Origin of the sequence: Paraburkholderia sp. EG287B, assembly GCF_040965595.1 — a bacterium.
GTDB lineage: Bacteria > Pseudomonadota > Gammaproteobacteria > Burkholderiales > Burkholderiaceae > Paraburkholderia.
The window spans coordinates 152,440-174,614 of sequence record NZ_JBFRCG010000018.1 but is presented as its reverse complement, the minus strand read 5'-3'; the positions used below and the strand labels follow the sequence as shown (position 1 = coordinate 174,614).

22 protein-coding genes are annotated in these 22,175 nt (G+C 65.8%); 12 read left to right on the top strand and 10 right to left on the bottom strand.

The window, feature by feature from the left end:
• Window positions 1-6 precede the first annotated feature (6 nt).
• Window positions 7-1,782 (bottom strand): methyl-accepting chemotaxis protein, encoded by a 1,776-nt coding sequence (locus AB4Y40_RS31150; protein ID WP_368691136.1) that lies wholly within the window; start codon window positions 1,780-1,782, stop codon window positions 7-9.
• Window positions 1,783-1,933: 151 nt separating this feature from the next.
• Complete coding sequence (locus AB4Y40_RS31145; protein WP_368691135.1) at window positions 1,934-2,965, bottom strand: LacI family DNA-binding transcriptional regulator; 1,032 nt, start codon at window positions 2,963-2,965, stop codon at window positions 1,934-1,936.
• A 202-nt stretch (window positions 2,966-3,167) separates the two neighbouring features.
• Between AB4Y40_RS31145 and AB4Y40_RS31140 the strand changes: the two genes are divergently transcribed.
• The 7 genes from AB4Y40_RS31140 to AB4Y40_RS31110 all read left to right on the top strand — a co-directional run bounded on the left by AB4Y40_RS31140 (window position 3,168) and on the right by AB4Y40_RS31110 (window position 11,129).
• The gene (locus AB4Y40_RS31140; RefSeq protein WP_368691134.1) at window positions 3,168-4,340 is read left to right on the top strand and encodes an ABC transporter ATP-binding protein; all 1,173 of its coding nucleotides are present in this window, start codon (window positions 3,168-3,170) and stop codon (window positions 4,338-4,340) included.
• Between the two features lie 23 nt (window positions 4,341-4,363).
• Window positions 4,364-6,364 carry a beta-galactosidase gene (locus AB4Y40_RS31135; RefSeq protein ID WP_368691133.1) on the top strand — a complete coding sequence of 667 codons (2,001 nt, stop codon included), beginning with the start codon at window positions 4,364-4,366 and terminating at the stop codon, window positions 6,362-6,364.
• 62 nt (window positions 6,365-6,426) lie between these two features.
• Window positions 6,427-7,689 (top strand): ABC transporter substrate-binding protein, encoded by a 1,263-nt coding sequence (locus AB4Y40_RS31130; protein ID WP_368691132.1) that lies wholly within the window; start codon window positions 6,427-6,429, stop codon window positions 7,687-7,689.
• Between the two features lie 143 nt (window positions 7,690-7,832).
• Window positions 7,833-8,732, top strand: coding sequence for a carbohydrate ABC transporter permease (locus AB4Y40_RS31125; RefSeq protein ID WP_368691175.1), 900 nt, complete (start codon window positions 7,833-7,835; stop codon window positions 8,730-8,732).
• A 20-nt stretch (window positions 8,733-8,752) separates the two neighbouring features.
• Window positions 8,753-9,604 (top strand): carbohydrate ABC transporter permease, encoded by an 852-nt coding sequence (locus AB4Y40_RS31120; RefSeq protein WP_324159796.1) that lies wholly within the window; start codon window positions 8,753-8,755, stop codon window positions 9,602-9,604.
• 95 nt (window positions 9,605-9,699) lie between these two features.
• Complete coding sequence (locus AB4Y40_RS31115; protein ID WP_368691131.1) at window positions 9,700-10,203, top strand: pyridoxamine 5'-phosphate oxidase family protein; 504 nt, start codon at window positions 9,700-9,702, stop codon at window positions 10,201-10,203.
• A gap of 122 nt (window positions 10,204-10,325) precedes the next feature.
• On the top strand, window positions 10,326-11,129 hold the full coding sequence (locus AB4Y40_RS31110; RefSeq protein ID WP_368691130.1) for an FRG domain-containing protein: 804 nt from the start codon (window positions 10,326-10,328) through the stop codon (window positions 11,127-11,129).
• A 27-nt stretch (window positions 11,130-11,156) separates the two neighbouring features.
• Here the strand turns inward: AB4Y40_RS31110 and AB4Y40_RS31105 are convergent, their stop codons facing one another.
• A complete protein-coding gene (locus tag AB4Y40_RS31105) occupies window positions 11,157-11,453 on the bottom strand; it encodes a YciI family protein (RefSeq protein WP_368691129.1) in 297 nt (98 codons plus the stop codon).
• 33 nt (window positions 11,454-11,486) lie between these two features.
• Window positions 11,487-12,074: an NUDIX domain-containing protein gene (locus AB4Y40_RS31100; RefSeq protein WP_368691128.1), complete on the bottom strand. Its 588-nt coding sequence runs from the start codon at window positions 12,072-12,074 to the stop codon at window positions 11,487-11,489.
• A 103-nt stretch (window positions 12,075-12,177) separates the two neighbouring features.
• Here AB4Y40_RS31100 and AB4Y40_RS31095 point away from each other — a divergent pair, with 103 nt between their 5' ends.
• Window positions 12,178-12,933, top strand: coding sequence for a DeoR/GlpR family DNA-binding transcription regulator (locus tag AB4Y40_RS31095; RefSeq protein WP_368691127.1), 756 nt, complete (start codon window positions 12,178-12,180; stop codon window positions 12,931-12,933).
• 21 nt (window positions 12,934-12,954) lie between these two features.
• Here AB4Y40_RS31095 and AB4Y40_RS31090 read toward each other — a convergent pair whose 3' ends face one another.
• A complete protein-coding gene (locus AB4Y40_RS31090) occupies window positions 12,955-14,091 on the bottom strand; it encodes a peptidyl-alpha-hydroxyglycine alpha-amidating lyase family protein (RefSeq protein ID WP_368691126.1) in 1,137 nt (378 codons plus the stop codon).
• A gap of 219 nt (window positions 14,092-14,310) precedes the next feature.
• On the opposite strand from AB4Y40_RS31090, the gene AB4Y40_RS31085 reads away from it, so the two are divergent.
• From AB4Y40_RS31085 to AB4Y40_RS31075, 3 genes are all read left to right on the top strand, one after another.
• Complete coding sequence (locus tag AB4Y40_RS31085) at window positions 14,311-15,339, top strand: helix-turn-helix domain-containing protein (RefSeq protein ID WP_368691125.1); 1,029 nt, start codon at window positions 14,311-14,313, stop codon at window positions 15,337-15,339.
• A gap of 31 nt (window positions 15,340-15,370) precedes the next feature.
• Entirely contained in the window at window positions 15,371-15,799 is a 429-nt protein-coding gene (locus AB4Y40_RS31080) for a hypothetical protein (protein WP_368691124.1), read from the top strand.
• 273 nt (window positions 15,800-16,072) lie between these two features.
• The gene (locus AB4Y40_RS31075) at window positions 16,073-16,360 is read left to right on the top strand and encodes a hypothetical protein (RefSeq protein WP_368691123.1); all 288 of its coding nucleotides are present in this window, start codon (window positions 16,073-16,075) and stop codon (window positions 16,358-16,360) included.
• Between the two features lie 75 nt (window positions 16,361-16,435).
• Here the strand turns inward: AB4Y40_RS31075 and AB4Y40_RS31070 are convergent, their stop codons facing one another.
• The 3 genes from AB4Y40_RS31070 to AB4Y40_RS31060 form a co-directional block, all read right to left on the bottom strand.
• Window positions 16,436-18,004 carry a methyl-accepting chemotaxis protein gene (locus AB4Y40_RS31070; protein ID WP_368691122.1) on the bottom strand — a complete coding sequence of 523 codons (1,569 nt, stop codon included), beginning with the start codon at window positions 18,002-18,004 and terminating at the stop codon, window positions 16,436-16,438.
• Window positions 18,005-18,377: 373 nt separating this feature from the next.
• Complete coding sequence (locus AB4Y40_RS31065) at window positions 18,378-18,647, bottom strand: hypothetical protein (RefSeq protein WP_368691121.1); 270 nt, start codon at window positions 18,645-18,647, stop codon at window positions 18,378-18,380.
• Window positions 18,648-18,980: 333 nt separating this feature from the next.
• Complete coding sequence (locus AB4Y40_RS31060) at window positions 18,981-19,832, bottom strand: dioxygenase (RefSeq protein ID WP_368691120.1); 852 nt, start codon at window positions 19,830-19,832, stop codon at window positions 18,981-18,983.
• 186 nt (window positions 19,833-20,018) lie between these two features.
• On the opposite strand from AB4Y40_RS31060, the gene AB4Y40_RS31055 reads away from it, so the two are divergent.
• Window positions 20,019-20,450 carry a hypothetical protein gene (locus tag AB4Y40_RS31055; protein ID WP_368691119.1) on the top strand — a complete coding sequence of 144 codons (432 nt, stop codon included), beginning with the start codon at window positions 20,019-20,021 and terminating at the stop codon, window positions 20,448-20,450.
• Window positions 20,451-20,529: 79 nt separating this feature from the next.
• Here AB4Y40_RS31055 and AB4Y40_RS31050 read toward each other — a convergent pair whose 3' ends face one another.
• Both AB4Y40_RS31050 and motB read right to left on the bottom strand, forming a co-directional pair.
• Window positions 20,530-20,988: a PRC-barrel domain-containing protein gene (locus tag AB4Y40_RS31050; RefSeq protein WP_368691118.1), complete on the bottom strand. Its 459-nt coding sequence runs from the start codon at window positions 20,986-20,988 to the stop codon at window positions 20,530-20,532.
• A 243-nt stretch (window positions 20,989-21,231) separates the two neighbouring features.
• Entirely contained in the window at window positions 21,232-22,170 is a 939-nt protein-coding gene (gene motB / locus AB4Y40_RS31045; RefSeq protein WP_368691117.1) for a flagellar motor protein MotB, read from the bottom strand.
• Window positions 22,171-22,175: the final 5 nt, after the last annotated feature.

Here is a 22,175-nt window from a genome sequence, read left to right as displayed (position 1 = left end):
CGACGATTAGAACGTTTCCCAGTCTGCCGCTTCGTGAGCGGCGGTGGCCACGGGGATGGCAGATGCCGCCTTTGCTGTGACCGCGGGCGCTGGGTTGGCGGCCTTGCGGGCCGGCGTGGTTTGCGCGGCCTTCGCGGGGGCAGGGCGCTTGAGCGGTGCGGCCGGGCGCACGGCGCGCGCGCGTTGAGCGGGCGCTGCCGCCGCGGACGCAACCGTCGACTCGGCCTGCGCCCCGACCCGGAATACCGTCACGACGTCGCGCAAGCCGTTCGACTGCGCCGCCATCGACTGCGCCGCCGCCGATGCTTCCTCCACGAGCGCCGCATTCTGCTGCGTCACTTCGTCCATCTGGGCGACGGCGCGGTTCACCTGCTCGATGCCGGTGTGCTGCTCCTCGGAAGCCGCCGCGATTTCGCCCATCAGGTCGGCCACGCGGCGCGCGGAAATCACCACCTCGTCGATGGTCTTACCCGCTTCGTCGACGAGCTTCGTGCCTTCCGACACCTGCGCCACCGACTGCCCGATCAGGTCCTTGATCTCCTTGGCGGCGGTCGCGCTGCGCTGTGCGAGGCTGCGCACTTCGCCCGCCACGACGGCGAAGCCACGGCCCTGGTCGCCGGCGCGCGCCGCTTCCACGGCCGCGTTGAGCGCGAGGATGTTGGTCTGGAAGGCGATGCCGTCGATCACGCCGATGATCTGCTCGACGCGCTGCGAGCTGCTCGAAATCTCGTTCATCGTTTCGACTACGCGGCGCACGACCTCGCCGCCGCGCGCGGCGACTTCCGACGCGTTCACCGCGAGCGTGTTGCCCTGGCGCGCGTTGTCGGTGTTGTGCTTGACCGTGGTCGTGAGCTCTTCGATGCTGGCGGCCGTTTCCTCGAGCGAGGCGGCCTGCTCTTCGGTACGCGAGGACAGGTCCAGGTTGCCCGCCGCGATTTCCTTGGCGCCCGTCGTGATCGATTCGGCCGAGGTCTGGATGCGCTGCACGGTGTCGACCAGCTGGCGCTGCATCTGCTGCATCGAATGGAGCAGGCTGTGCTGGTCGCCGGACGCGAGATTCACGTGGGCCGTGAGATCGCCTTCGGCGATGCGCTGGCAGATCTGCGAGGCGTATTCCGGCTCGCCGCCCAGGCTGCGGCGGATCGTGCCGATGAGCCACATGAGGCCGAGCGTCACGGCCGCGCCGATCACCGTCACGAGCAGGAGGTTGCTGATCAGCGCGCTGCGGAAGGCGTCGTCGATGTCGTCGGTATAGATGCCCGTGAAGATGTGCCAGTCCCAGCCCGGCACGAGGGCGGAATAGGTGATCTTTTCGACCGGCGCGCTCTTGCCGGGCTTCGGCCACCAGTAGCTGCTGTAGCCGTCGCCGCCCGTGGACGAGCTCTTGACGATCTCGAGCGCCACATGCGTGCCGCGCGGGTCCGTCATGTTCGCCTGGCTCTTGCCTTCCATCTCCGGCTTGGGCGGCACGAGCAGCGCCACGGCGTTGCTGTCGTAAATGCCGAAGTAGCCGCTCTGGTCGTCGCCGTAGCGCGTGCCGCGCAGCGTGGCGATGGCGAGGCGCTTCGCGTCGTCGGCGCTCAGGTGGCCGGCGGCGGCTTCCTTCTGGTAGTACGAGACCACGCCCAAGGCGGTTTGCGTCTCCTGCTCGACGAGGGTCTTGCGGTCCGTCACCATGCCCGAGCGCGTCATGAAGGCGTTGGCCACCACCAGCACGACGAGCGAGATCCATAGCAGCCCGACGATGCCCCAGGCTTTCTGATTCAACGTTGTTCGCTTCACGTTCGTTTTTCTCCAGCCATCTTCGATTTGTATTTTTCGCGGCGGTGCACAGGTGCAGCGCCATCGTGTTTAACGGATGGTTTGGAGGGAACCTTAACGTTTGCGTATGGGTTCTTTGCGCTGGGTGGGACTTGACAGGCTAATGCTTTCGTTAGCCTTTCGCCCGCGGCGCCGCCGTCGAAGCCCGCACGACCAGCCGCGGCGCCGGGACTACGCATACGCGCGCCGCCGCGCCGGCGGCCGAATCGGACGCTTCGACCAGTTCCGTGAGCAGCTCGACGGCCAGCTCCGCCGCCTCGGTCGTTGCGACCGCAACGGTCGTGAGCGCGGGCCGCGACTCGCGCGCCAGCTGAATATCGGTGATGCCGACCACGGAAAGCTCGCGCGGCACGTCGAGCCCGAGATCGGCGGCGGCCTGCATCGCGCCGAGCGCGGGCAGGTCGTTGGTTGCGAAGATCGCGGTGAGGTCGGGATGCCGCGCCAGCAACTCGCTCGTGGCCGCATAGCCGCCTTGCGTCGTATCCGGCGCGTAGCGTACGGGCGCGCCCGCGCCGTCGAGCCCGGCGGCCTGCATGGCCGCGACGAAGCCGTCATAGCGCGCCGCGTGAATGCCCGAAACCTTGCTGCCGACGATCGCCCCAATGCGCCGATGCCCGAGTGTCAGCAGATGCTGCGCGGCAAGCTCCCCCGCGCGCCGAAAGTCCACGGCCACGCACGGCAGGCCCGGCGGGTCGAGCGGCCGCTCCCACATGCACAGCACGACCGGCGCGCCGCGCCGCACGGTGGCGCGCAGGTCGGCAAAGTCGAGATTGGCGTTCATCACGAGCACGCCGGCGGAGAGCGTGCCCGCGATCTGTTCGAGGTAGGCGCGGCCCGTTTGCGGGTCGCCATCCGTATTGCAGATGATGAGGAAGCGCCCGCTGCGCCGCAGCGCATTTTCCACGGCGAGCGCGAACTCCGGATAGAACGGGTTCGCGATGCTCGACACCATGAGCGCGATGGTGGGCGGCCGCCCTTCGGCGAGCGCGCGGGCCGACAAATGCGGGCGATAGCCGAGCGCCTCGACCGCTTCGAGCACGCGTTGGCGCGTGGCTTCGCCCACGCGTCCGCGCCCGCGCAAGACGTTCGAGACGGTGGCTGGCGTGACGCCGGCGCGGTGCGCGACTTCGTTCAGGGTCGGCATGGGTTCTCAAACGTCGATCTCAAAATATGGGAAGGCGATTCAACATTTGCATGATTGTGACGGGCACTGCAACATTGGCCCGACAATCAAAGCGAATATCGGAGACAAGGCAGCCAGATCGCATCAGCGGTCGCTTTTTTATGGGCTGCTGATTAAGCGCTTAATCTCCGTTTCGTGCTGATTAGAACATGGAGACGGGACGATGGCGAGCATTTCGTTGCGCGGCGTTCAGAAGGCATACGGCGAGAATGCGCCGGTGATTCGCAACGTCGATCTGGAGATCGGCAGGAACGAGTTCTGTGTATTCCTCGGCCCTTCGGGCTGCGGCAAGTCCACGCTGCTGCGCATGATCGCGGGCCTGGAAGACGTGACCGACGGCGATATTTCGATCGGCGGCAAGCTCGTGAACGACGTGAGCGCCGCGCTGCGCGGCGTGGCCATGGTGTTTCAGAGCTACGCGCTGTTCCCGCACATGACCGTGTACGAGAACATGGCGTTCGGCCTCAAGCTCGCGAAAACGCCGAAGGCCGAGATCGATCGCAAGGTGCGCGAAGCCGCACGCATTCTGCAGCTCGAGGCGTTGCTCGAGCGTCACCCCAAGGCGCTTTCGGGCGGGCAGCGGCAGCGCGTGGCGATTGGCCGCGCGATCGTGCGCGAGCCCGGCGTGTTCCTGTTCGACGAGCCGCTTTCCAATCTCGACGCCACCTTGCGCGGCCAGACGCGTATCGAGATCGCGCGCCTGCATCGCCAGTTCGAAGAGGCGAGCGTGGTGTACGTGACGCACGATCAGATCGAGGCGATGACGCTCGCCGACAAGATCGTCCTGCTGCATAGCGGTAAGGATACCGAACGGTACGGCAGCATCGCCCAGGTGGGCGCGCCGCTCGAGCTTTATCACCGGCCCGCGAGCCGCTTCGTGGCGGGCTTCATCGGCTCGCCGCGCATGAATTTTCTGCCGGCGCGCGTGGCCGCCATCGAGGCGAACGGCGTGAGCGTCACGCTCGACGAAAGCGGCGAAACGGTACGGCTGCCGGTGCAGGGCGCGCGGCTCGCCGTGGGCGCGCCGGTCACGTTCGGCGTGCGTCCCGAGCATCTCGAACTGGTGGTGGATGGCATCGCCTCGCGCACCTCGCGCGATGCTCAGGATGCCTTGACGATTGCGCGCGCCATCACGCTGGTCGAGGAGCTCGGCGAGCACAGCTATGTGCATCTCGAGCAGCCGGGCGGGGCGGTGCTCGTCGCCAAGGCGCCCGGCGATGCCCGGCTGGGTAGCGGCGACACCGTGCAGTTCCGTGCGAACGCGAGCGCCTGCCATCTGTTCGCGGAAGACGGCTTCGCCGTCGCGCCGCTCGCTACCGCCGATCAACCCGCATGACAACAACGAGCGAGGACACAGGGATGCGTCTTGGAGTCTGCTATTACCCGGAGCACTGGCCGGAGGCCATGTGGAAAGACGACGCCGCGCGCATGAAGGCGCTCGGCATCGCGCAGGTGCGTATCGCCGAGTTTGCGTGGAGCCGCATCGAGCCGACGCCCGGAGAATTCGACTGGGGCTGGCTCGATCGCGCGATCGACACGCTCGGCGACGCCGGCCTGCAAGTGGTGATGTGCACGCCCACGGCCACGCCGCCCAAGTGGCTGATCGACCAGCATCCGGACATCCTGCCCGTGGGCGCCGATGGCCGCGTGCGCGGGTTCGGCTCGCGGCGCCACTACGATTTTTCGTCGCCGGCGTATTACGAGGCTTCGCGGCGCATCTGCGAGGCGGTCGCCGCGCGTTATGGCCAGCATCCCGCCGTCGCGTACTGGCAAACCGATAACGAGTACGGCTGCCATCAAACGGTGGTCAGCTACTCGCCGGCGGCGGTGCAGCGCTTTCGCGAATGGCTCAGCGTGCGTTACGGCAGCATCGACGCGCTCAACACCGCCTGGGGCACCGTGTTCTGGAGCATGGAGTACCGCAGCTTCGACGAAATCGAGGCGCCCGTTGGCACCGTGACCGAGGCGCATCCGTCGCACCGGCTCGACTACCAGCGCTTCGCCTCCGACGAAGTGCAGCGCTACAACCGCATGCAGGTCGATATCCTGCGCGCGCATTCGCCGGGCCGGCCCATCGTGCACAACTTCATGCAGCTCTTCATGGAGTTCGATCACTACAAGGTCGCCGCCGATCTCGACGTCGCGGCGTGGGACAGCTATCCGCTCGGCGCGCTCGACCAGCAGTGGTACGCGCCCGACGTGAAGGCGCGCTATCTGCGCACCGGCCACCCGGACTTCGCCTCGTTCAATCACGACGTGTATCGCGGGATGTCGAAGCTGCCGTTCTGGGTCATGGAGCAGCAGCCCGGTCCCGTGAACTGGGCCCACTGGAACCCCGCGCCGCTGCCGGGCATGGTGCGCCTCTGGAGCTGGGAAGCGTTCGCGCACGGCGCGGGCTGCGTGTCGTATTTCCGCTGGCGCCAGGCGCCGTTCGCGCAGGAGCAGATGCACGCGGGCCTGAATACGCCCGACAACCGCCCCGACCTCGGCAGCGCGGAGGCGGCGCGCGTGGCCGAGGAAATCGAGGCCGTGCTCGCGGCGGCGAAGGGCGGCCGCGATTTCGACGTGAAGACGCCGGTTGCGCTCGTGCTCGATTACGAGGCGAAGTGGCTGTTCGAGATTCATCCGCAGGGCGCAGATTTCCACTATCCGCGCTTCGCTGTCGAGTACTACTCGGCGCTGCGCGCGCTCGGCTTCGACGTGGATATCGTTTCGGTGCACGCGCCGCTCGACGGCTACCGGCTCGTGGTCGTGCCGCCGCTGCCCGTCGTGCCCGACGACTTCGTGCAGCGCCTCGCCAGTTCGGGCGCGCAAGTGGTGATCGGCCCGCGCACGGGCTCGAAAACCGCCGATCTGCAGATTCCCGCCAACCTGCCGCCCGGGCCGCTCGCGGCGCTGCTGCCGCTGCGCGTGTGGCGCGTGGAGTCGCTGCGGCCCAACATCAGCGAGCCGGTGCGCTTCGAGCTGGACGGCGCGCACGAAGGCCACGCGCGCCACTGGCGCGATCTGATCGAACTCGGCGCCAACACCGGCGAAAACGAATGGGCCGTGCCGGAAGTGCGCGCGACGTTCAGCGACGGCCATCCCGCTTATGTGAAGAGCGGCGCGGTCCACTACCTCGCGAGCCTGTTCGACGAAGCGAGCACGCAGGCGCTCTTTGCGCGCGTGGCGCGCGAGGCGGGCCTCACGCCGCAGCCGCTCGGCGACGCGATCCGCGTGAGCCGGCGCGGCGGCTTCACCTGGGTGTTCAACTACGGGCCGGGCACGCACACGCTTTCTGCGGATATTCCCGACGATGCATACGTGATCGGCTCGCGTACGATAGAGCCGCAGGGCGTGAGCGCTTACCGTTCGCAATAGACGCATATGTGCAGTTCCTGACGATGCAGCACCGACAACGACGTATAACCAAGGAGACACGCATGATCGGCAAGACCTTCAGACCACGCACCCTGCTCGTTGCTGCGATGCTGGCGGCGGGCGCGCTTGCAGGCACGTTTGCGAGCGCGGCGCAGGCCGGCACGCTCGAAATGAACATTGCCTACAAGGGCGCAAGCCAGCGCGCCGTGTGGGAACAGGTGATCGACGAGTTCAAGAAGACGCACCCCGGCACCGACGTGAAGGTGTCGTTCGTCGACGAGGAGGCCTACAAGGTCCAGTTGCCGAACTGGCTTACGACCGCGCCGCCCGACATCGTGAACTGGCACGACGGCGAACGCATGGCCTACTACGCGAAACGCGGCCTTTTCGCGGACCTTTCGGACGACTGGAAGAAGAACAACTGGGACAGCATGTACGCCTCGACGAAGGAAGCGTCGTCGTACCAGGGCAAGCAGTACGCCGCGCCCACGGTCTATTACTCGTGGGGCATGTTCTATCGCAAGGATCTGTTCGACAAGGTGGGTATCAAGAGCGAGCCGAAAACGTGGAATGAATTCCTCGATGCCTGCAAGAAGCTCAAGGCCGCGGGCATCGCGCCGATCGCCGTGGCCGGGCGCGACGCGTGGACGCTGGCGGGCTGGTTCGACTATCTGGACCTGCGCCTGAACGGCAACGCGTTCCACCAGAAGCTGATGGCGGGCGAAGTGCCGTATACCGACCCGCGCGTGAAAAAGGTCTATGTGACGTGGAAGCAGTTGCTCGACGACGGCGACTTCATTCCCAATTCGCTCTCGTACGATCTCGATGCGGCGCAGCCGTTCCTGTTCCAGGGCAAGGCCGCGATGATGCTGATGGGCACCTTCATCACGGGCGGTTTCAGCCCGACGGTCAAGCAGCAGATGGGCTACTTCCAGTTCCCGATCATCGACCCGAACGTGCCGACCGCCGAAGACGGTCCGGTCGAATCGCTGCATATTCCGGGCAAGGCGAAGAACAAGGCCGAAGCGCGTGCGTTCCTCGCATTTGCGGAGACGCCGGATGTCGGCGCGCAGCTTGCCAAGGGGCTGGGTTCGCTTTCGGCCAACAGCAAGTCGCCGGAGCCCGAAGACCCGATTTCGAAGATCGGCTTCCAGATCCTCTCGAACACGAAGGGCGGCATCGCACAGTTCTATGACCGCGACATGACGAAGGAGATGGCCGACGAAGGTATGAAGGGCATGCAGCAGTTCGTGTCCGATCCGACCAAGCTCGACTCGATTCTCGCGCAGCTCGAGCAGACGCGTCAGCGGATCTACAAGAAGTAAGGTGTTCGAAGCGAAGGCGGGCGGTGCGTCGGCGCTACCCGCCGGGTAATCAAGTGGAGGTTTTTGCCGTGAGACAGGCAGTGAGTCACACCGTTGCGCATCGCGTGGACGGCGCCGCGCCGGCAGATGGCGAGAACGGCGGCATGCCGCACGCAAGTCGCAGGGGCATCCAGCCGCGCCGCCGCGCGTCGCCCACCGCGCGGCGCCAGCGCCGTGCCGCGTGCCTCTTTCTCGCGCCCGCGGTCATCATGTTCGCGGTCTACGTGATCTGGCCGATTCTCTCCACGCTGCGTCTGTCGCTCTACAACTGGGACGGCATGACCGAAGCGAGTTTCGTGGGTTTCGCGAACTACATCGAGCTGTTCCACTCGCCCACGTTCTACACGGCGCTCAAGAACAACGTGATCTGGCTGGTGCTGTTCCTGCTCGCGCCGCCGATGGGTCTCGCGATCGCGCTGTACCTCAACCAGGCCGTGGGCGGCATCCGCATCGTCAAGTCGCTGTTCTTCGCGCCGTTCGTGCTTTCGGGCGTGGTGGTGGGCCTCATCTACTCGTGGTTCTACGACCCCACGTTCGGCCTGCTCGCGCTCATGCTGGGCCGCGGCATTCCCGTGCTCGGCGACCCGAACTACGCCACGCCTGGCATCATCTTTGCCGCGCTCTGGCCGCAAACCGCGTACTGCATGATCCTCTATCTCACGGGCCTCACCACGCTCAACAGCGAGCAGATCGAGGCCGCGCGCATGGAAGGCGCGAAGGGTTGGACCATGCTCTGGCACGTGATCCTGCCGCAGCTGCGGCCCGTCACGTTCATGGCCGTGGTGGTCACGGTCATCGGCGCGCTGCGCAGCTTCGACCTCATCTCCGTGATGACGGGCGGCGGGCCGTTCGAAAGCTCGACCGTGCTCGCGTATTACATGTACGACCAGGCGATCAAATACTACCGGCTCGGTTATTCGGCCGCGATTGCCGTCGTGCTGTTCGCGATCATGCTGCTCTACATCGTCTATCACCTGCGCCGGCTGCTGCGCAGCGAGCACTGAATCTGCCACGAGGAGCCCCCATGTTTCCGATTCCGGTCGACAAATGGAAGCCCGCGTCGCGCCGCCTGTACAAGCTCTCGCTGCCGGTGGCGCTCGTCATCTGGCTGCTGCCGCTGATTGCCGTGCTGGTCACCTCGGTGCGCTCCACCGAAGAACTGAGCGAAGGCAACTACTGGGGCTGGCCTCGGCACTTCGCGATGATCGAGAACTATCGCGACGCGCTCACGACGTCGCCGATGCTCCACTACTTCTGGAACAGCGTGCAGATCACGCTGCCCGCCGTGGCCGGGGCGATCGCGCTCGCGGCGCTGGCGGGCTATGCGCTGGCCATCTACCGCTTTCCGGGCAATGCGGCGCTGTTCGCGACCTTCGTTGCGGGCAACTTCGTGCCGATCCAGGTGCTGATGATTCCGGTGCGCGACCTCACGCTCAGGCTGGGGCTCTACAACACCGTTGGCGGCCTGATCCTGTTCCATCTGTCGTTTCAGACCGGTTTTTGCGCGCTGTTCCTGCGCAACTTCATCAAGCAGCTGCCGTTCGAACTCGTGGAGGCCGCGCGCATCGAGGGCGCGAACGAATGGACCGTGTTCGTGCGCATCGTGCTGCCGCTCATTCGCCCGGCACTCGCCGCGCTCGCCATTCTCGTCTTCACGTTCGTCTGGAACGACTACTTCTGGGCGCTGTGCCTGACCCAGGGCGACGACGCTGCGCCGATCACGGTGGGCGTTGCGGCCCTCAAGGGACAGTGGACCACGGCATGGAACCTCGTTTCCGCAGGCTCGGTCCTGGCTGCCTTGCCTTCGGTGATGATGTTCTTCGCAATGCAGAAGCACTTCGTGGCGGGGCTCACGTTCGGCGCGACCAAGGGCTGAACGGTTGCTGAAAGGCGGGGCGATTTGACTTCGGCGCAGCGCTACGGTCCAATTTCAGACGACCCGACGCAAGTCACGCCCGCAAGGAACGCCCCATGCAGCAAAACGAACCGGCCCCGCGGCCGACGCAGCCCGCATCGCCCACGCAACTGCCCGCATCGCTCGTGCGCGAATTCGACGGCGAGCACCTCGAAGCGCGTCTTGCCGATGCGGTTCGCCTTTCGACCGTCAGCGAGGACGGCTGGCCGCACGGCGCGCAACTGAGCGCGGGAGAGATCCTGGCCGTGGACGCGACCACGCTGCTCATCGCGCTCTGGCCGCAGTCCAGCACCACCGCCAACCTCATGCGCGACGGCCGCCTCACGCTCTCGCTCGTGCATGACGGCGCGCTGCTGGAGATTCGCGCACGCTCACACGCCGTGGCCCAGCGGCAAACGGCGCTCGGACTGAGCGTATTTCGCGTGGAAATCGAATCTGTCACCGGGCATCGCGCGAAGTATGCCGAGGTGCTGAGCGGCGTGACGTTCCGGCTCTACGAGCCCGAACAGGTGCTTTCGCGCTGGCGCGAGCAGATCGCGATGCTGCGTACATTCGCCTGAGTTTGCACGCCGTGCATGGCGAAACCTTCGTGATGTTGTCATTGTCGATGTGCTAGCGTGTCCAGCGGGGCGCGTTTCGCGCGACCCGGCGCAACGCAACGACAAACGCTACCGGAACCACGATGCAGACCACGGTACTCACAGACTGGCAGCAATTCATGGCGCTGACCACGCAGCTCGACGGCTGGGCGTTTCGCGGCCAGCAGAACGCGCAGTGGCACCTCGAAAGCTCGCTCACGCGCTATATGCGCGACTACGTGGGCGACCGGCTGCAATGGCGCCAGCGCGAGGAGCGCGCCATTCGTGTGTTTCGCCGCAAGGCGCACAACTTTCTCGCGCATCCGGACCTGCTCAAGGACGACCTGCGCTGTCTCGCGCTCATGCAGCACCACGGCGCGCCCACGCGGCTGCTCGATTTCACCAAGAGCCCGTTCGTCGCGGCCTTCTTCGCGCTCGAGCGCGCAACCGGCGACTCGGCCGTCTACGCGCTGAACACGCCTGCGCTCTGGAACAGCCGCGCGCTGCCCAAGGCCAATCCCACTCTAACGCGCGACGTGATCGACCCGCGCGCACACGACAACTTCGAGCGCTACTTCTTTAGCAACACGAACGAAATTCTCTGGTCGGGCGAACCCACGGAGATGGACGACCGGCTCGTCGCGCAGTCGGGCACGTTCGTCGTGCCGGGTGTGATCGACAAGCCGTTGCAGGCCATTCTGGAAGGCTACGAGAGCCACGAGGAACTGCTGCACAAGATCGTGCTGCCCGAGCGCATCCGCATGGACGCAATGAAGTGGCTCTACCGCATGAACATCACGAATGCGTCGCTGTTTCCGGGGCTCGACGGGCTCGCGCGATCCATTGCGGTGGAACTCGAGATCGTGTGGTCGGGCATGATCGTGCCGGTTGCGGGCTCGGCAAACTGAACCGGCGCTAGCCCGCAACGGCGGCATTCACGGCGTTTCGGGTCGCGGCAGATTGAGGCCGGGCGCGAGGCGCGTGGCCTTGAATTCCGTCACTTCGTAGTTGGCGACGCCCTGCTGCGCGAAGGGATCGGCGGCGAGCAACGCGTCGAGCCGTTCGCGCGGCATGTGCGAGGCGATGATCACGCCGCCGTCGCGCGGCATCTTCGGGCCGGCGGCAATGAAATTGCCGGCTTCGAACTGCGCGTCGAGGTACGCGCGATGCGCGGGCAGGGCGTCGTCGATGCGTTCGAGCGAAGCGGAATAGAACAGCGAAACGATGTACATGGATGATCGAAAAAAAACGGGCGAAGCGTCATGTTAGCGCGCGAGACCGCGCAACGCCGCGTGCTGTAGCAGCATGATCGTCTTGCCGTCCATAATCTCGCCGTGCTCGATCATCCTCAGCGCCTCGCCAAGCGGCACTTCGACCACTTCCAGATCCTCGCCTTCCTCCTCGACGCCGCCGCCTGCGCCGGGCCGCTCGGCGGGGTCGTATTCGCCGAGGTAGAAATAAAGCTTCTCGGTCACGGAGCCGGGGCTCATGTACGCCTCGAACACCTTGCGCAGGTTGCGCACGCGGTAGCCCGTTTCTTCCTCGACTTCGGCGCGAATGCGCTCGTCGGGCGCGGCGTCGTCGAGCAGGCCGCCCGGGGCCTCGATCATCATGCCGTCGTGTCCGTTGACGAACGTCGGCATGCGAAATTGCCGCGTGAGCACGACGTTGCCGCTGCGCGGGTCGTGCAGCAGGATGGTCGCGCCGTTGCCGCGATCGTAGGTTTCGCGGCTCTGGCGCTGCCACGTGCCGTTGCTGCGCAGGAAATCGAAGGTCACCTTGCGGAGCACATACCAGTCGTCGGACAGCACGGTGGTTTCGATCATTCGCACGCGGTCTTTCGTTGCAGTCATCTCGTTCCCCTTGGTCAGCATTCGCCATCCATGGTATCGTGCAGTTTCGTGCAAAATCAAGAAAATTCGTGCAAACCCGTGTAACCCGGTGCGGGCCATTCTCATGCTCACAGATCAACGAAAGAAAGCGATACTCGCGGCGCTCAAGCGCGACGGGCAGGTGCTCGCTGGCGAACTGAGCGCGCAATTCGGCGTTTCCGAGGACACGGTGCGGCGCGACCTGCGCGAACTGGCGGCCGAAGGCCTGTTGCAGCGCGTGCATGGCGGCGCGCTGCCGGCTTCGCCGGCGGTGGCGCCGATTGCCGAGCGACGCGGCATGGAGGTGGCGGCCAAGCGGCGCATCGCGCAAAAGGCCGCGGACATGATCGCGCCCGGGCAGGTGGCGATCGTCGACGGCGGCACGACCTCGGCGCTTCTGGTCGAATGCCTGCCGCGCGACCTGCAGGCGACCATCGTCACGCATAGCCCCGGCGTCGCGGTGGCGCTCGCCGAGCATCCCGCCATCGAGGTCGTGCTGATCGGCGGGAAGCTCTACAAGCATTCGGTGGTCACCGTGGGCGCGGCGGCCGTGGAGGCGATCGCGCATATCCACGCGGACCTGTACTTCATGGGCGTGACGGGCGTGCACGTACAGGCCGGGCTCAGCACTGGCGATTTCGAGGAATCCTATGTAAAACGCGCGCTAGCCGCGCGCGCGGCTGAAACGGTCGTCCTGGCGTCGGCTGCGAAGCTCAATGCCGCGTCGCCGTATTGCATCGGTCCGGTCGACATGGCGCAAACCATCGTCGTCGAGCGTTCGACGGACGCGAAGCTGATCGAGCCGATCGAAGCGGCCGGCGTGACGGTGGTGCGCGCTTGAGTGCGTGAGCGCGCCGTCACGCTAGGCGTGCAGCACCAGCTTCTGCACGCGCCAGTTCAGCAGCTCGGCGACGAACAGCACGTTTTTCGCGGGGCACGCCATTTCGTGGATCCAGCCGAACTGCTTCAACTGCTTGCCCGATTCGCCCAATACGCCGAGCAACTCGCCGTCGAGGCTCAACTTGTAGATGCGGCCCGGGTAAGCGTCGGAGCTGTACAGCACCTGATCGGGCCCGGGCGAGATGCAGATCGCCCATGGCGAGCCCGGTGCGAGCGTGCCCGCGGCAATCGTCGCTTCGTCCGGCACGTTGCCGATGGCGGGCCGCGCACCGGGCGGCACGGGAACGTCGATCGTGAATTGCCGCAGGAACTTGCCATCCGTGTCGAAGACCTGAATCCGGCGATTGCTTCGGTCTGCGACATAAATGCGGTCCTGCGCGTCGACCGCAATGCTGTGCGGCGTATGGAACTGTCCGGGCCCGGTGCCGCGCTCGCCCCATGACTTGAGCCAGTTGCCGTCCTTGTCGACCTTCGCCACGCGCGAGTTGATATAGCCGTCGCTGATGTAGGTGTTGCCGGCGGCGTCCCAGGCGACGTCGGTGACCTGTCGAAAGCGTCCGGGCTCGGCCGGCAAGGGCGGGTTCGGATGCTTGAGCGGCGCCGTCTCTTCGTCGGCCGCTTCCTGCTTGCGGCCGAACACCATCGCGACGCGGCCATCCGGCGTGAACTTGATCACCATGTCCGAGCCCTTGTCCGTCACCCAGATGTTGTCCTGGCGGTCGACCTTCACGGTGTGGGCAAACGACCACGCGTAGAGGTTGTGGCCGATTTCCCTGACGAACTGTCCATTAGCCGAAAATTCCAGCAATTGCGCGGCGGCGGCGCCATAAGCCGGCCCCGTGGTATTGCCGCGCGAGAGCACGAAAATGTGTCCGTGCGAATTCACCGCGACGCCGGAGCATTCGCCGAAATACATGTCTACCGGCAGTCGCACCGGGTTGGCAATGGAATCGTAAGCGATGGACGGAACCGTTTGGGTCTGGCCGAAAGCCGGCGCGGTGGCCAGGGCGGCGCTTGCCGCGAGGAACTGGCGACGCGTGAACGCACCCTGTAACAGGCCGCCGCAGCATGGACAGCCGATCGAATGAAGCGGGCTCATCGAACCTTCCTCCTCTTCGCCGAAGACGGCGGCGAGCGTTGTGCATTGCAACCCTTTCGGCGCGTCGGACGGCCGCCCGTCCTGCGCCTGGCAAGGCGCGTTCCCCCTACTCGTTATTCCTGGTCGCGCCCCCCTAAAGAATATGCCCGCGCAACCGATAGCGCAGTAGTCGAGTGGAGGATACCCATCCCATAGTCGTTTCGCATACCACGGTGGCCCATGAGCCCAACGCCCAATTCCCTGCCTCATTCCGCGTTCGATACCAGCGTCTTGCCGCGCGACCAGCAGTTTTCCGCGTGGCGCGAGGCGGTGAGCGTCATCTTCGACACGCAGACCGCCGAATCGCGCGATGCGGGATTCGGCACCAGTGTCACCGGCTATCTGTTCGGCGACGTGGTGCTGGGCTCGATACGCACCGGCGCGCAGCGCTACGACCGCTCGAACGCGAAGATCGGGCGCGACGGCCACGATCAATATATTCTGCAGTTCTATCTAGGCGGCCATTGCCGCGCACGCGACGGCGGACCGGAAACGTGTACGCAACCGGGCGACATGTTCATCGTGGACGCGGCCCAGCCGCTCGCAACCGACACCACGCAGAGCGAATTCCTCAATCTGGCGGTGCCGCGGCGCTTGCTTGCCCCTTTGCTGACGGCGCCCGACCAGCAGAGCATGCGGGTGATACGCGGCGCCGATCCCACGGTTGCGTTGCTGCGCGAGCACCTGGGCGCGCTTTATCGGCACGCCCCGCAGATGACGCTCACCCACGCCCAGGCCGTCATGCCCGCAACGCTTCAGCTCGCGGCCAGCGCGCTCAACGCGAGCGTGAGCCCGGAACACGTGCCGGCCGTTCAGCAGTGCGCATTCGTGTCGATCTGCCGCTATGTGGAGAAGCGCCTGACCGATCCGCAACTGAACGCGGAATCCGTTGCGCATGCCTTCGGCATCTCGCGTGCCACGCTGTACCGCCTGTTCGAGCAGGAGGGCGGCTTTGCGACTTATGTGCGCGAGCGCCGCTTGCGGCGCTGCCGCGAGATGCTCGCCGACCCGGCGCGACGCACCATGACGATTGCCGACATCGCCGCCGCACACGGATTCACCGACGCGGCGAATTTCACACGCGCATTTCGCCGCTCGATTGGCCTCTCGCCGCGGGCGGTACGGATGCTGGCGCTCAATGGCGATACCGAGGTGGCGAAAGAGGCGAGCGCGGACGACTGGCGCTACTGGATGGCCTTGATGCGTTGAGCATGAAACGCGCGGATCGTGCAAGCCGCGTGTGAGACAAAACAACAAGTATTTGAGACATAGCGACAGATTTGGCCCCAAACACTGCCGATTCATTGCCGCGTCATGCGCCGCCTGCAAAGATGCAGACGCCTGCGAGATCCAGGCAAACGGGGGAAACATGAAAAAGGCCCATAAAAGGCCGCGACAAGGCGGCCTGTACTACTACGAAGCGGCGTATTCGCTCGAACTCGCGCGCGGCGCGTCGCACATTTCCAGCATGCTTTCGGCGGCGACACAGGAAGGCGCCGTGCAGGAAGTGATGCGCGAATTCATCGCGACGCACGGCAGGACCGCGCTGGACGCGTTTAGCTGGCTGCTGGCCGAGCGGCTGGACAAGCGTGGCTGCGCTGCGGCTGCCATGAAGGCCCGGGACTTCGACTCGTCCCGCCGGATGCCTGCGTTGGCTTGCGCAAGCTGAGCCGCAAACGGCTCGAAAGACACACGTGCCCGTATGGACAGGTGTAAGGTCAACCTAAAGATTTCGTAATACCTGACGATAGAGCGATAGAGCAGTTGGCCGCGCCGGCATGCTGGCGCGCGGCGCCTTTTTGCGAACGGCCAGGCGTGCAGCCTGGCAAACAACAAGAACGCATCGAGAGCGGCGTGAGCGCAACGGTCGTGGCGGCATTCAGGGACGATAGCGTGGTCATGGCTGCTCACGTCGTCGAGAGATTGGCAGAACTACGATTACGTGCGGATCGACGATAGCGCCGAAAGCACGGTGCAGATGGCGACGGCGCGCGGCGTACTGCTGAATGCCACGCTACAGCAGTCGTCGGCGCAGGATACGCGTGATTCGAAGTACGAACGAGGTTTGCTCGTCTCCGACGTGAACACGCCGGAAAATACCTCGCGCTCGACGGACCTGCTTTCGATGCTCGAACCGCTGATCGACAAAGGCGACGCCACGCGCGACACCGCCGCATGGCAGCAGGCGCTCGCAAAGATCCACGCGATGATCTTGTTGAACAACGCATAGCATCAAGAGGCGGCCGATTCTCACCGGCGGCGCCTCGATCGATCGCCTCTAGTACCTCTAGCGCTTGTCCTGCGCTCAGTGCGCGAGCCTGAACGCCCCAACGGCGTCGCGCAGCGAGTCGGCCTGCTCGCTGAGCGCCATGGCCGCCGCGGCCGCCTCTTCCACGAGCGCGGCGTTCTGCTGCGAGACCTGGTCCATCTGCGAGACCGCGAGATTGACCTGCTCGATGCCGTCGCGCTGCTCCTCGGATGCGTTCGCGATCTCGCGCATGATGGTCGTCACGCGGCCAATCGACTCGCCGATCTCGTTCATCGTCTCGCCGGCCGAGCGCACATACTCCGAGCCCGACGAAACGTGCTCGACCGATTCGGCGATCAGTGTCTTGATCTCTTTGGCGGCCGCCGCCGAACGCTGCGCAAGCGAACGCACCTCGCTCGCGACCACGGCGAAGCCGCGGCCCTGTTCGCCCGCGCGCGCGGCTTCCACCGCCGCATTGAGCGCGAGGATATTGGTCTGGAACGCGATGCCTTCGATGATGCCGGTGATATCGGCGATCTTCTGCGAGCTGCCGTCGATGCGCTCCATCGTCTGCACCGCGTTGCTCACCACTTGCGAGCCGCGATCGGCGACTTCCTGCGCACTGTTGGCGAGCGTCTGCGCGGTGCGCGCGTTTTCGGCGTTCTGCTTGACCGTGGCGGTGAGCTGCTCCATGCTCGCGGCCGTTTCCTGCAGCGAGGCCGCCTGTTCTTCGGTGCGCTGCGACAGGTCGTCATTGCCGGCGGCGATCTGGCGCGTCGCCGTGGAAATGGACTCGGAGCTGTGGCTGACCTTGCGCACCGTGTGGGAGAGCGCGTCCTGCATGGCCTTGAGGCTCGCCACGAGGCGGCCCATTTCGTCGCTGGAACGCGTTTCGAGGTTGGCGGTCAGGTCGCCGTCCGCAATGCGCTGGAGCGCACCCTGCACGTTCTCGAGCGGGGCGGCGATGGCGCGGTGCAGTCCCGCGGCGCACACGCCCGCCACCGCGAGGCCGAGCACGATCAGTGCGATGCTGCCGGCCCGCAGCCACGAATAGCGGTCCTGCGCGCGGTCGAACGCCTGCTCGCCGTGCGCCTTCTGCCATGCCTCGAGCGCGGTCGAGGCCTTGGTGAGCGCCACCGAGAGCGGCGGAATCTGCTTCATCGCAATGTCATCCTGAGCCTGGCGGTCGCCTTGCTTGATCGCGGCCATGAGCGGCTGGATGCCTTGTTCCAGCATGCCGGTGAGGGCGGCCTGAACGCCGTCGGCGAGCGCCTGTTCTTCGGGCGCGTGCGGCAGCGAGCGGTAGACCTCCCAGGCCTTGTTCGAAGTGGCGAGATAGTTCTGCGCCTTGTCGAGCAGAGGCTGAACGTCGGGTGCGTCGGGGTGCAGGAGGATGCGGTCGAGCGTCGTGCGCGCGATGGTCAGATTCAGGTTCGTTTTGCCGATGTTGATGGCGGCGGCCAGCTGGTTCGAGTAGGCATAGCCGAGCGCCGTATTGGTGCGCGACATGCCTGCAAGGCCGGAAACGCCGGCTGCCACGATCAGCAAGGCCAGCACTCCGACCGCGATGCGCAGACGGACAGAGATAGAGAGTCGTGCAAACACGAAGAGGGCTCCAGAACGCAAGGGGCTACGTAGCAGAAAAACGGTCGTGCTTCGCGCGTGAGACGGCAAAGCACTGAACATGTTTACGGCGCTGGGCGAAGGAACTGAAGGTCGGCGCGGGAACCCTTGCGCAATGGTGGTTTTCCCCAGTCAAGCGGGAAAAATTGTGTGCGCCTCAGGGCGCCACGGAGCTACCCAGTATGCGCTGACGAACTCTCAGTCGCCGTTGATGGCATTTCGACGACCGGGCGGTTGTCCGTTCAGTCGGTTGTCGTGGGGCACGACGCGACGAAGCCGCTGGTTGCCGTTGGTCACTCGGCCACGTTGACGAACGAGCAGGGTATGGGTGGCGTCGTCGTGTTGCAGTGCCAGTGAGGCGCCTGGGCACGGCATTTTAGCTGCGCCCCGAATGCCTGAGGCGCTTGAGCACGAGCACGCAGAGGGCGGGCAGATGCACGACGCCCATGCCGCACGCGATCACCGCCCACGGCGGCGCGACCGTGCCGGACATCATCGCGCCGATCACGCCGAAGCACAGGCCGGCCAGCAACAGCGTGGCGTGGGCGATGACGCGCTTCGGGCCGCGCTCGGTGAAGCGCGGAATGTTCGCGTGGACATACACGACGATCAGCAGGGCGGCGGTGGCAACGGCGGGGAACAGCATGTTCGAATCCTCGATTCCAGCAACGATGACGGTAAAGTCTTCGACTGTAGTGGAGGATTGCCGTTGCGTCGATGGCTAGAGGGTTGCGGAAGGGGTTAGCACCACACCACGCTGTCGTACGCGACCGTACGGCGATAGACGTTCTTGCCGCGCCAGCTGGAAAACTCCATATACGCGCATTCCAGCACCAGAATCCAGTTCGTGACCCGCATCGCCGCCCCCAAAGGTGTTCCCGGTTGTTCGTTCGACTGCGAGACCAGTCTATGACCCGGGAGCGGCGGACAATGCGGCGAGCAAGGCGCGATATCGCGTCCAGTTCGCCGCATTGCCGGATCAGGCGGGCGGCGCGAGCGGCATGAGCACGAAGTCGAACGTGGAGCACCAGGGCGTGGCGCTGTCGGCCGCCCGCTCGTACGGCGCGACGAGCGATGCTTTCACGCCGAACACAGCGTCCGACTGCAGGTAGGGATCGTCGCCCACGAAGGTATGCGTGACCACCTTCTGGAAGCCCGGTGCGGTGATGAGGAAATGCATGTGCGCGGGCCGGTACGGGTGGCGGCCGAGGTTTGCGAGCATCTTGCCCACCGGGCCGTCGTGCGGGATCGGGTACGAGACCGGCTTGATGCCGACGAAGCGATAGGCGCCGTCCGCGCCGGTCGTGAAGATGCCGCGGTTGTTCCACCTGGGCTGCACGCCGGGCTGCTGCACGTCGTAGTAGCCGTCGGCGTTGTCGGACCACACGTCGATGCGCGCGCCCTCCACCGGACGGCCTTCGAGATCGAGCACGTGGCCCTCGAACAGGCAGCGCTCGCCTTTACCGTCGGCGGTGATGCACGCGCCCATCTCGCGCTCGGGCGCGCCGGCCACATGGAACGGGCCGAACACGGTGTTTTCGGTGGCGGCGGCCGGGCGGCGGTTGTTGATGGCGTCCACGAGCATGGAAAACCCTAGCGTGTCCGAGAGCAGGATGAACTCCTGGCGCTCGGCGCTGCAGAGCTGGCCGGCCGTGGTGAGGAAGTCGATGGCGGCTTCCCATTCCGGCTGGGTGAGCTGCACTTCTTTCGCGAATGCGTGCAGATGGCGCACGAGCGCGCTCATCACCTCGCGCAGACGCTCGTCGGCGTCTTCGCCGATACGCGCATTGACGGCCTCGGCGGAGGCGGCTTCGCTGAAGAACTGGGTCATGGTTCGGGGTTACCTGTAGGGTTGCCAGGCGGGTTGCCAGTCGTTACCTGGTGTTGCCTCGTGTTTTCTGATCGCAGTGACATCGACGTCGTGCTGTAACAGCGCGTATTGTGCGCCTGTCGCCATCGGGAACCAAAATCTGGTCCAATGAGCCGATTCGACAGCCGTTCCCCGTTCCCATCCGTCATGCTGAAAAACCTCTGGTACGTCGTGGCCGCCGCCGCGGACCTGCGCGAGCAGTGGCTGCCGGTCACGCTGCTCGGCCACCGTTTCGTCGCGTTTCGCAATCCCCTGTTCGACGGACGCTTTCGCGCGCGCAATCTGCGCATTTTCGAGGAAGACCACGCGGTGCTGCGGCGCATCCGGCCGGTTCGCGTGCCGGAGAGTTGGCAGAGCGATGTGTCGGTGAAGTCGGATGCCCTGCAGATCGCGTTCAGGCAGCGCGTGCGGGCGCTGGCGGAGGGCGGCTGGAGCGTGCCGGAGGCGGCGCAGGCGAGCCGCGTGGCTAGGGTGATTGCCTGCCCGATGCGGCGCACGGTGAACACGTGGGCGCTGGAGGCGGCCCTGGCCCCCGAGGCGCCGCCGATCGCCGCGATCGCCGCGACCACGCCGCGCTGAACACGGGCGTGCCCTGGATGCGATGCGCGGCTCCGAACGCCCGTTTGCCCGCTCGGAGCCGTGCGCCGGGCTACTACGCTCAGTGGCGCGGCGTCACCGGCTCGACCGCTGCCCAGTACGGCTCGGCGCCGTAATACGCGTGCAGCGTGCTGCCCCAGCTCGCGTCGGCCATGGCGGGCCAGCTGTCCCGGTCGAAGCCCGGCGCTTCCTTCACGCGCTCGGACGACACGTTGAGCAGGAAGCACTTGCGGCTCGTGTCGAGCATGAGCGCGCTCCAGGGAATGGCGAGCAGCTTGTCGCCGATGCCGAGAAAGCCGCCGCTCGACATCACCACGTAGGCTACGCGGCCGCTCTGCACGTCGAGCATGATTTCCTTGATCTTGCCGACTTCCTGGCCGTCCGAACTCAGCACGCGGTCGCTGTCAAGCGTGCTGGCGGCCATCACATCGGGGCCCGGCCCCGCCGCGCTCACGCGGCCCTTGCCGACGATGCGCACGCCATTGCCGGTCGGCATGGGCGGAGGAATGAAGGTGGGCATGTTGGTCTCCAGACAGGAAGGGAACAACGTTGAGTCCGGCCAGACTCCCGACGATTCCCGTGTCAGGCGGCAGGCGATGCCGCGGCGGTCTGGCCGCCTGCTGTTGATAGAGCAAACGGCGTACCGCGTCGCGCCCTCGATTCGATGCGCCGGCGCGAGGCGCATCGGGGGCGTTCCTGCCTGGTTGGAGACCGCTTTGGAGGCCCGCTTTGGAGATCCACCCTGGGCCGCGCCGTCGATGCCTTATGAAGCCGGCGTGGCCGCCTTTTGCGGGGTGTCGACGTCGTAGCGTTTCGCCTGCTCGAAGAACGCGCGTTCGGCGGCCTTGTTCATCACCAGAATGCTGATGCGCCTGTTCAGCGGGCTGTCCGCCGTGTCGTGGTCGAGCGGCAGGACGTCGGCGAGGCCGCGCACCTGGAGCAGTTTCTCCTCGCTCAGGTGGCCGGCTACCAGCGCGCGGCGCGCGGCGTTGGCGCGCTCGCTCGACAGCTCCCAGTTCGAGTAGCCGGCGAGGCCGCCCGAGTAGGGCACCGAGTCGGTATGCCCCGCGATCGATACGCCGCTGTCCACGTCGTTCAGCGCGCTGCCGATCTGCACGAGTATCTCGTAGGCGTAGTCCTCGAGCTTCGCGCTGCCGGTCGCGAACATGGGGCGCTTGAGCGAATCGACCAGCTCGATACGCAGGCCTTCGTCGGTGATCGACATGCGGATCTGGTCGCGGGACGCGCGCAACTCCGGCTTGCGCTCGATGAGTGCCGAGAGCTTTTCCTTGAGCTGTGAAAGGCGCGACTTGTCGACCGCCTCTACGGGCACGGCGTGCGAGAGCGTGGGCTGCGCGTTCGAGCCGCCCACGGCCGGCGTCTTGCTCGACAGGTCACGGCCGCCGCCTTGCACCACGCTCGGGTTGGGGTTCGCGGCGTCGGGCTTGCTGCCGAGCATGGCCGAGAGCGGCGTGTTGAAATACTTCTCGATGCCGTCGCGATCGTACTGCGACGTCGAGCCGAGCAGCCACATCAAGAGGAAAAACGCCATCATCGCGGTCACGAAGTCGGCATAGGCGATCTTCCATGCGCCGCCGTGGTGGCCCTCGTGGCCGCCTTTCTTCACGCGGCGCACCACCAGCGTGGTCTTGCTGCCCTCGGTGTCGCGCGCGGCGCGCGAGCCTGGAGTACGTTCGGCCATCTCGG

Coding starts and splice junctions, on each gene's coding strand:
- AB4Y40_RS31135 (WP_368691133.1), top strand. CDS start 4,364: ATGCGTCTTGGAGTCTGCTATTACCCGGAGCACTGGCCGGAGGCCATG.
- AB4Y40_RS31140 (WP_368691134.1), top strand. CDS start 3,168: ATGGCGAGCATTTCGTTGCGCGGCGTTCAGAAGGCATACGGCGAGAAT.
- AB4Y40_RS31055 (WP_368691119.1), top strand. CDS start 20,019: ATGCTGAAAAACCTCTGGTACGTCGTGGCCGCCGCCGCGGACCTGCGC.
- motB (WP_368691117.1), bottom strand. CDS start 22,170: ATGGCCGAACGTACTCCAGGCTCGCGCGCCGCGCGCGACACCGAGGGC.
- AB4Y40_RS31065 (WP_368691121.1), bottom strand. CDS start 18,647: ATGCTGTTCCCCGCCGTTGCCACCGCCGCCCTGCTGATCGTCGTGTAT.
- AB4Y40_RS31115 (WP_368691131.1), top strand. CDS start 9,700: ATGCAGCAAAACGAACCGGCCCCGCGGCCGACGCAGCCCGCATCGCCC.
- AB4Y40_RS31110 (WP_368691130.1), top strand. CDS start 10,326: ATGCAGACCACGGTACTCACAGACTGGCAGCAATTCATGGCGCTGACC.
- AB4Y40_RS31130 (WP_368691132.1), top strand. CDS start 6,427: ATGATCGGCAAGACCTTCAGACCACGCACCCTGCTCGTTGCTGCGATG.
- AB4Y40_RS31090 (WP_368691126.1), bottom strand. CDS start 14,091: ATGAGCCCGCTTCATTCGATCGGCTGTCCATGCTGCGGCGGCCTGTTA.
- AB4Y40_RS31085 (WP_368691125.1), top strand. CDS start 14,311: ATGAGCCCAACGCCCAATTCCCTGCCTCATTCCGCGTTCGATACCAGC.
- AB4Y40_RS31125 (WP_368691175.1), top strand. CDS start 7,833: ATGCCGCACGCAAGTCGCAGGGGCATCCAGCCGCGCCGCCGCGCGTCG.
- AB4Y40_RS31120 (WP_324159796.1), top strand. CDS start 8,753: ATGTTTCCGATTCCGGTCGACAAATGGAAGCCCGCGTCGCGCCGCCTG.
- AB4Y40_RS31100 (WP_368691128.1), bottom strand. CDS start 12,074: ATGACTGCAACGAAAGACCGCGTGCGAATGATCGAAACCACCGTGCTG.
- AB4Y40_RS31145 (WP_368691135.1), bottom strand. CDS start 2,965: ATGCCGACCCTGAACGAAGTCGCGCACCGCGCCGGCGTCACGCCAGCC.
- AB4Y40_RS31105 (WP_368691129.1), bottom strand. CDS start 11,453: ATGTACATCGTTTCGCTGTTCTATTCCGCTTCGCTCGAACGCATCGAC.
- AB4Y40_RS31050 (WP_368691118.1), bottom strand. CDS start 20,988: ATGCCCACCTTCATTCCTCCGCCCATGCCGACCGGCAATGGCGTGCGC.
- AB4Y40_RS31095 (WP_368691127.1), top strand. CDS start 12,178: ATGCTCACAGATCAACGAAAGAAAGCGATACTCGCGGCGCTCAAGCGC.
- AB4Y40_RS31060 (WP_368691120.1), bottom strand. CDS start 19,832: ATGACCCAGTTCTTCAGCGAAGCCGCCTCCGCCGAGGCCGTCAATGCG.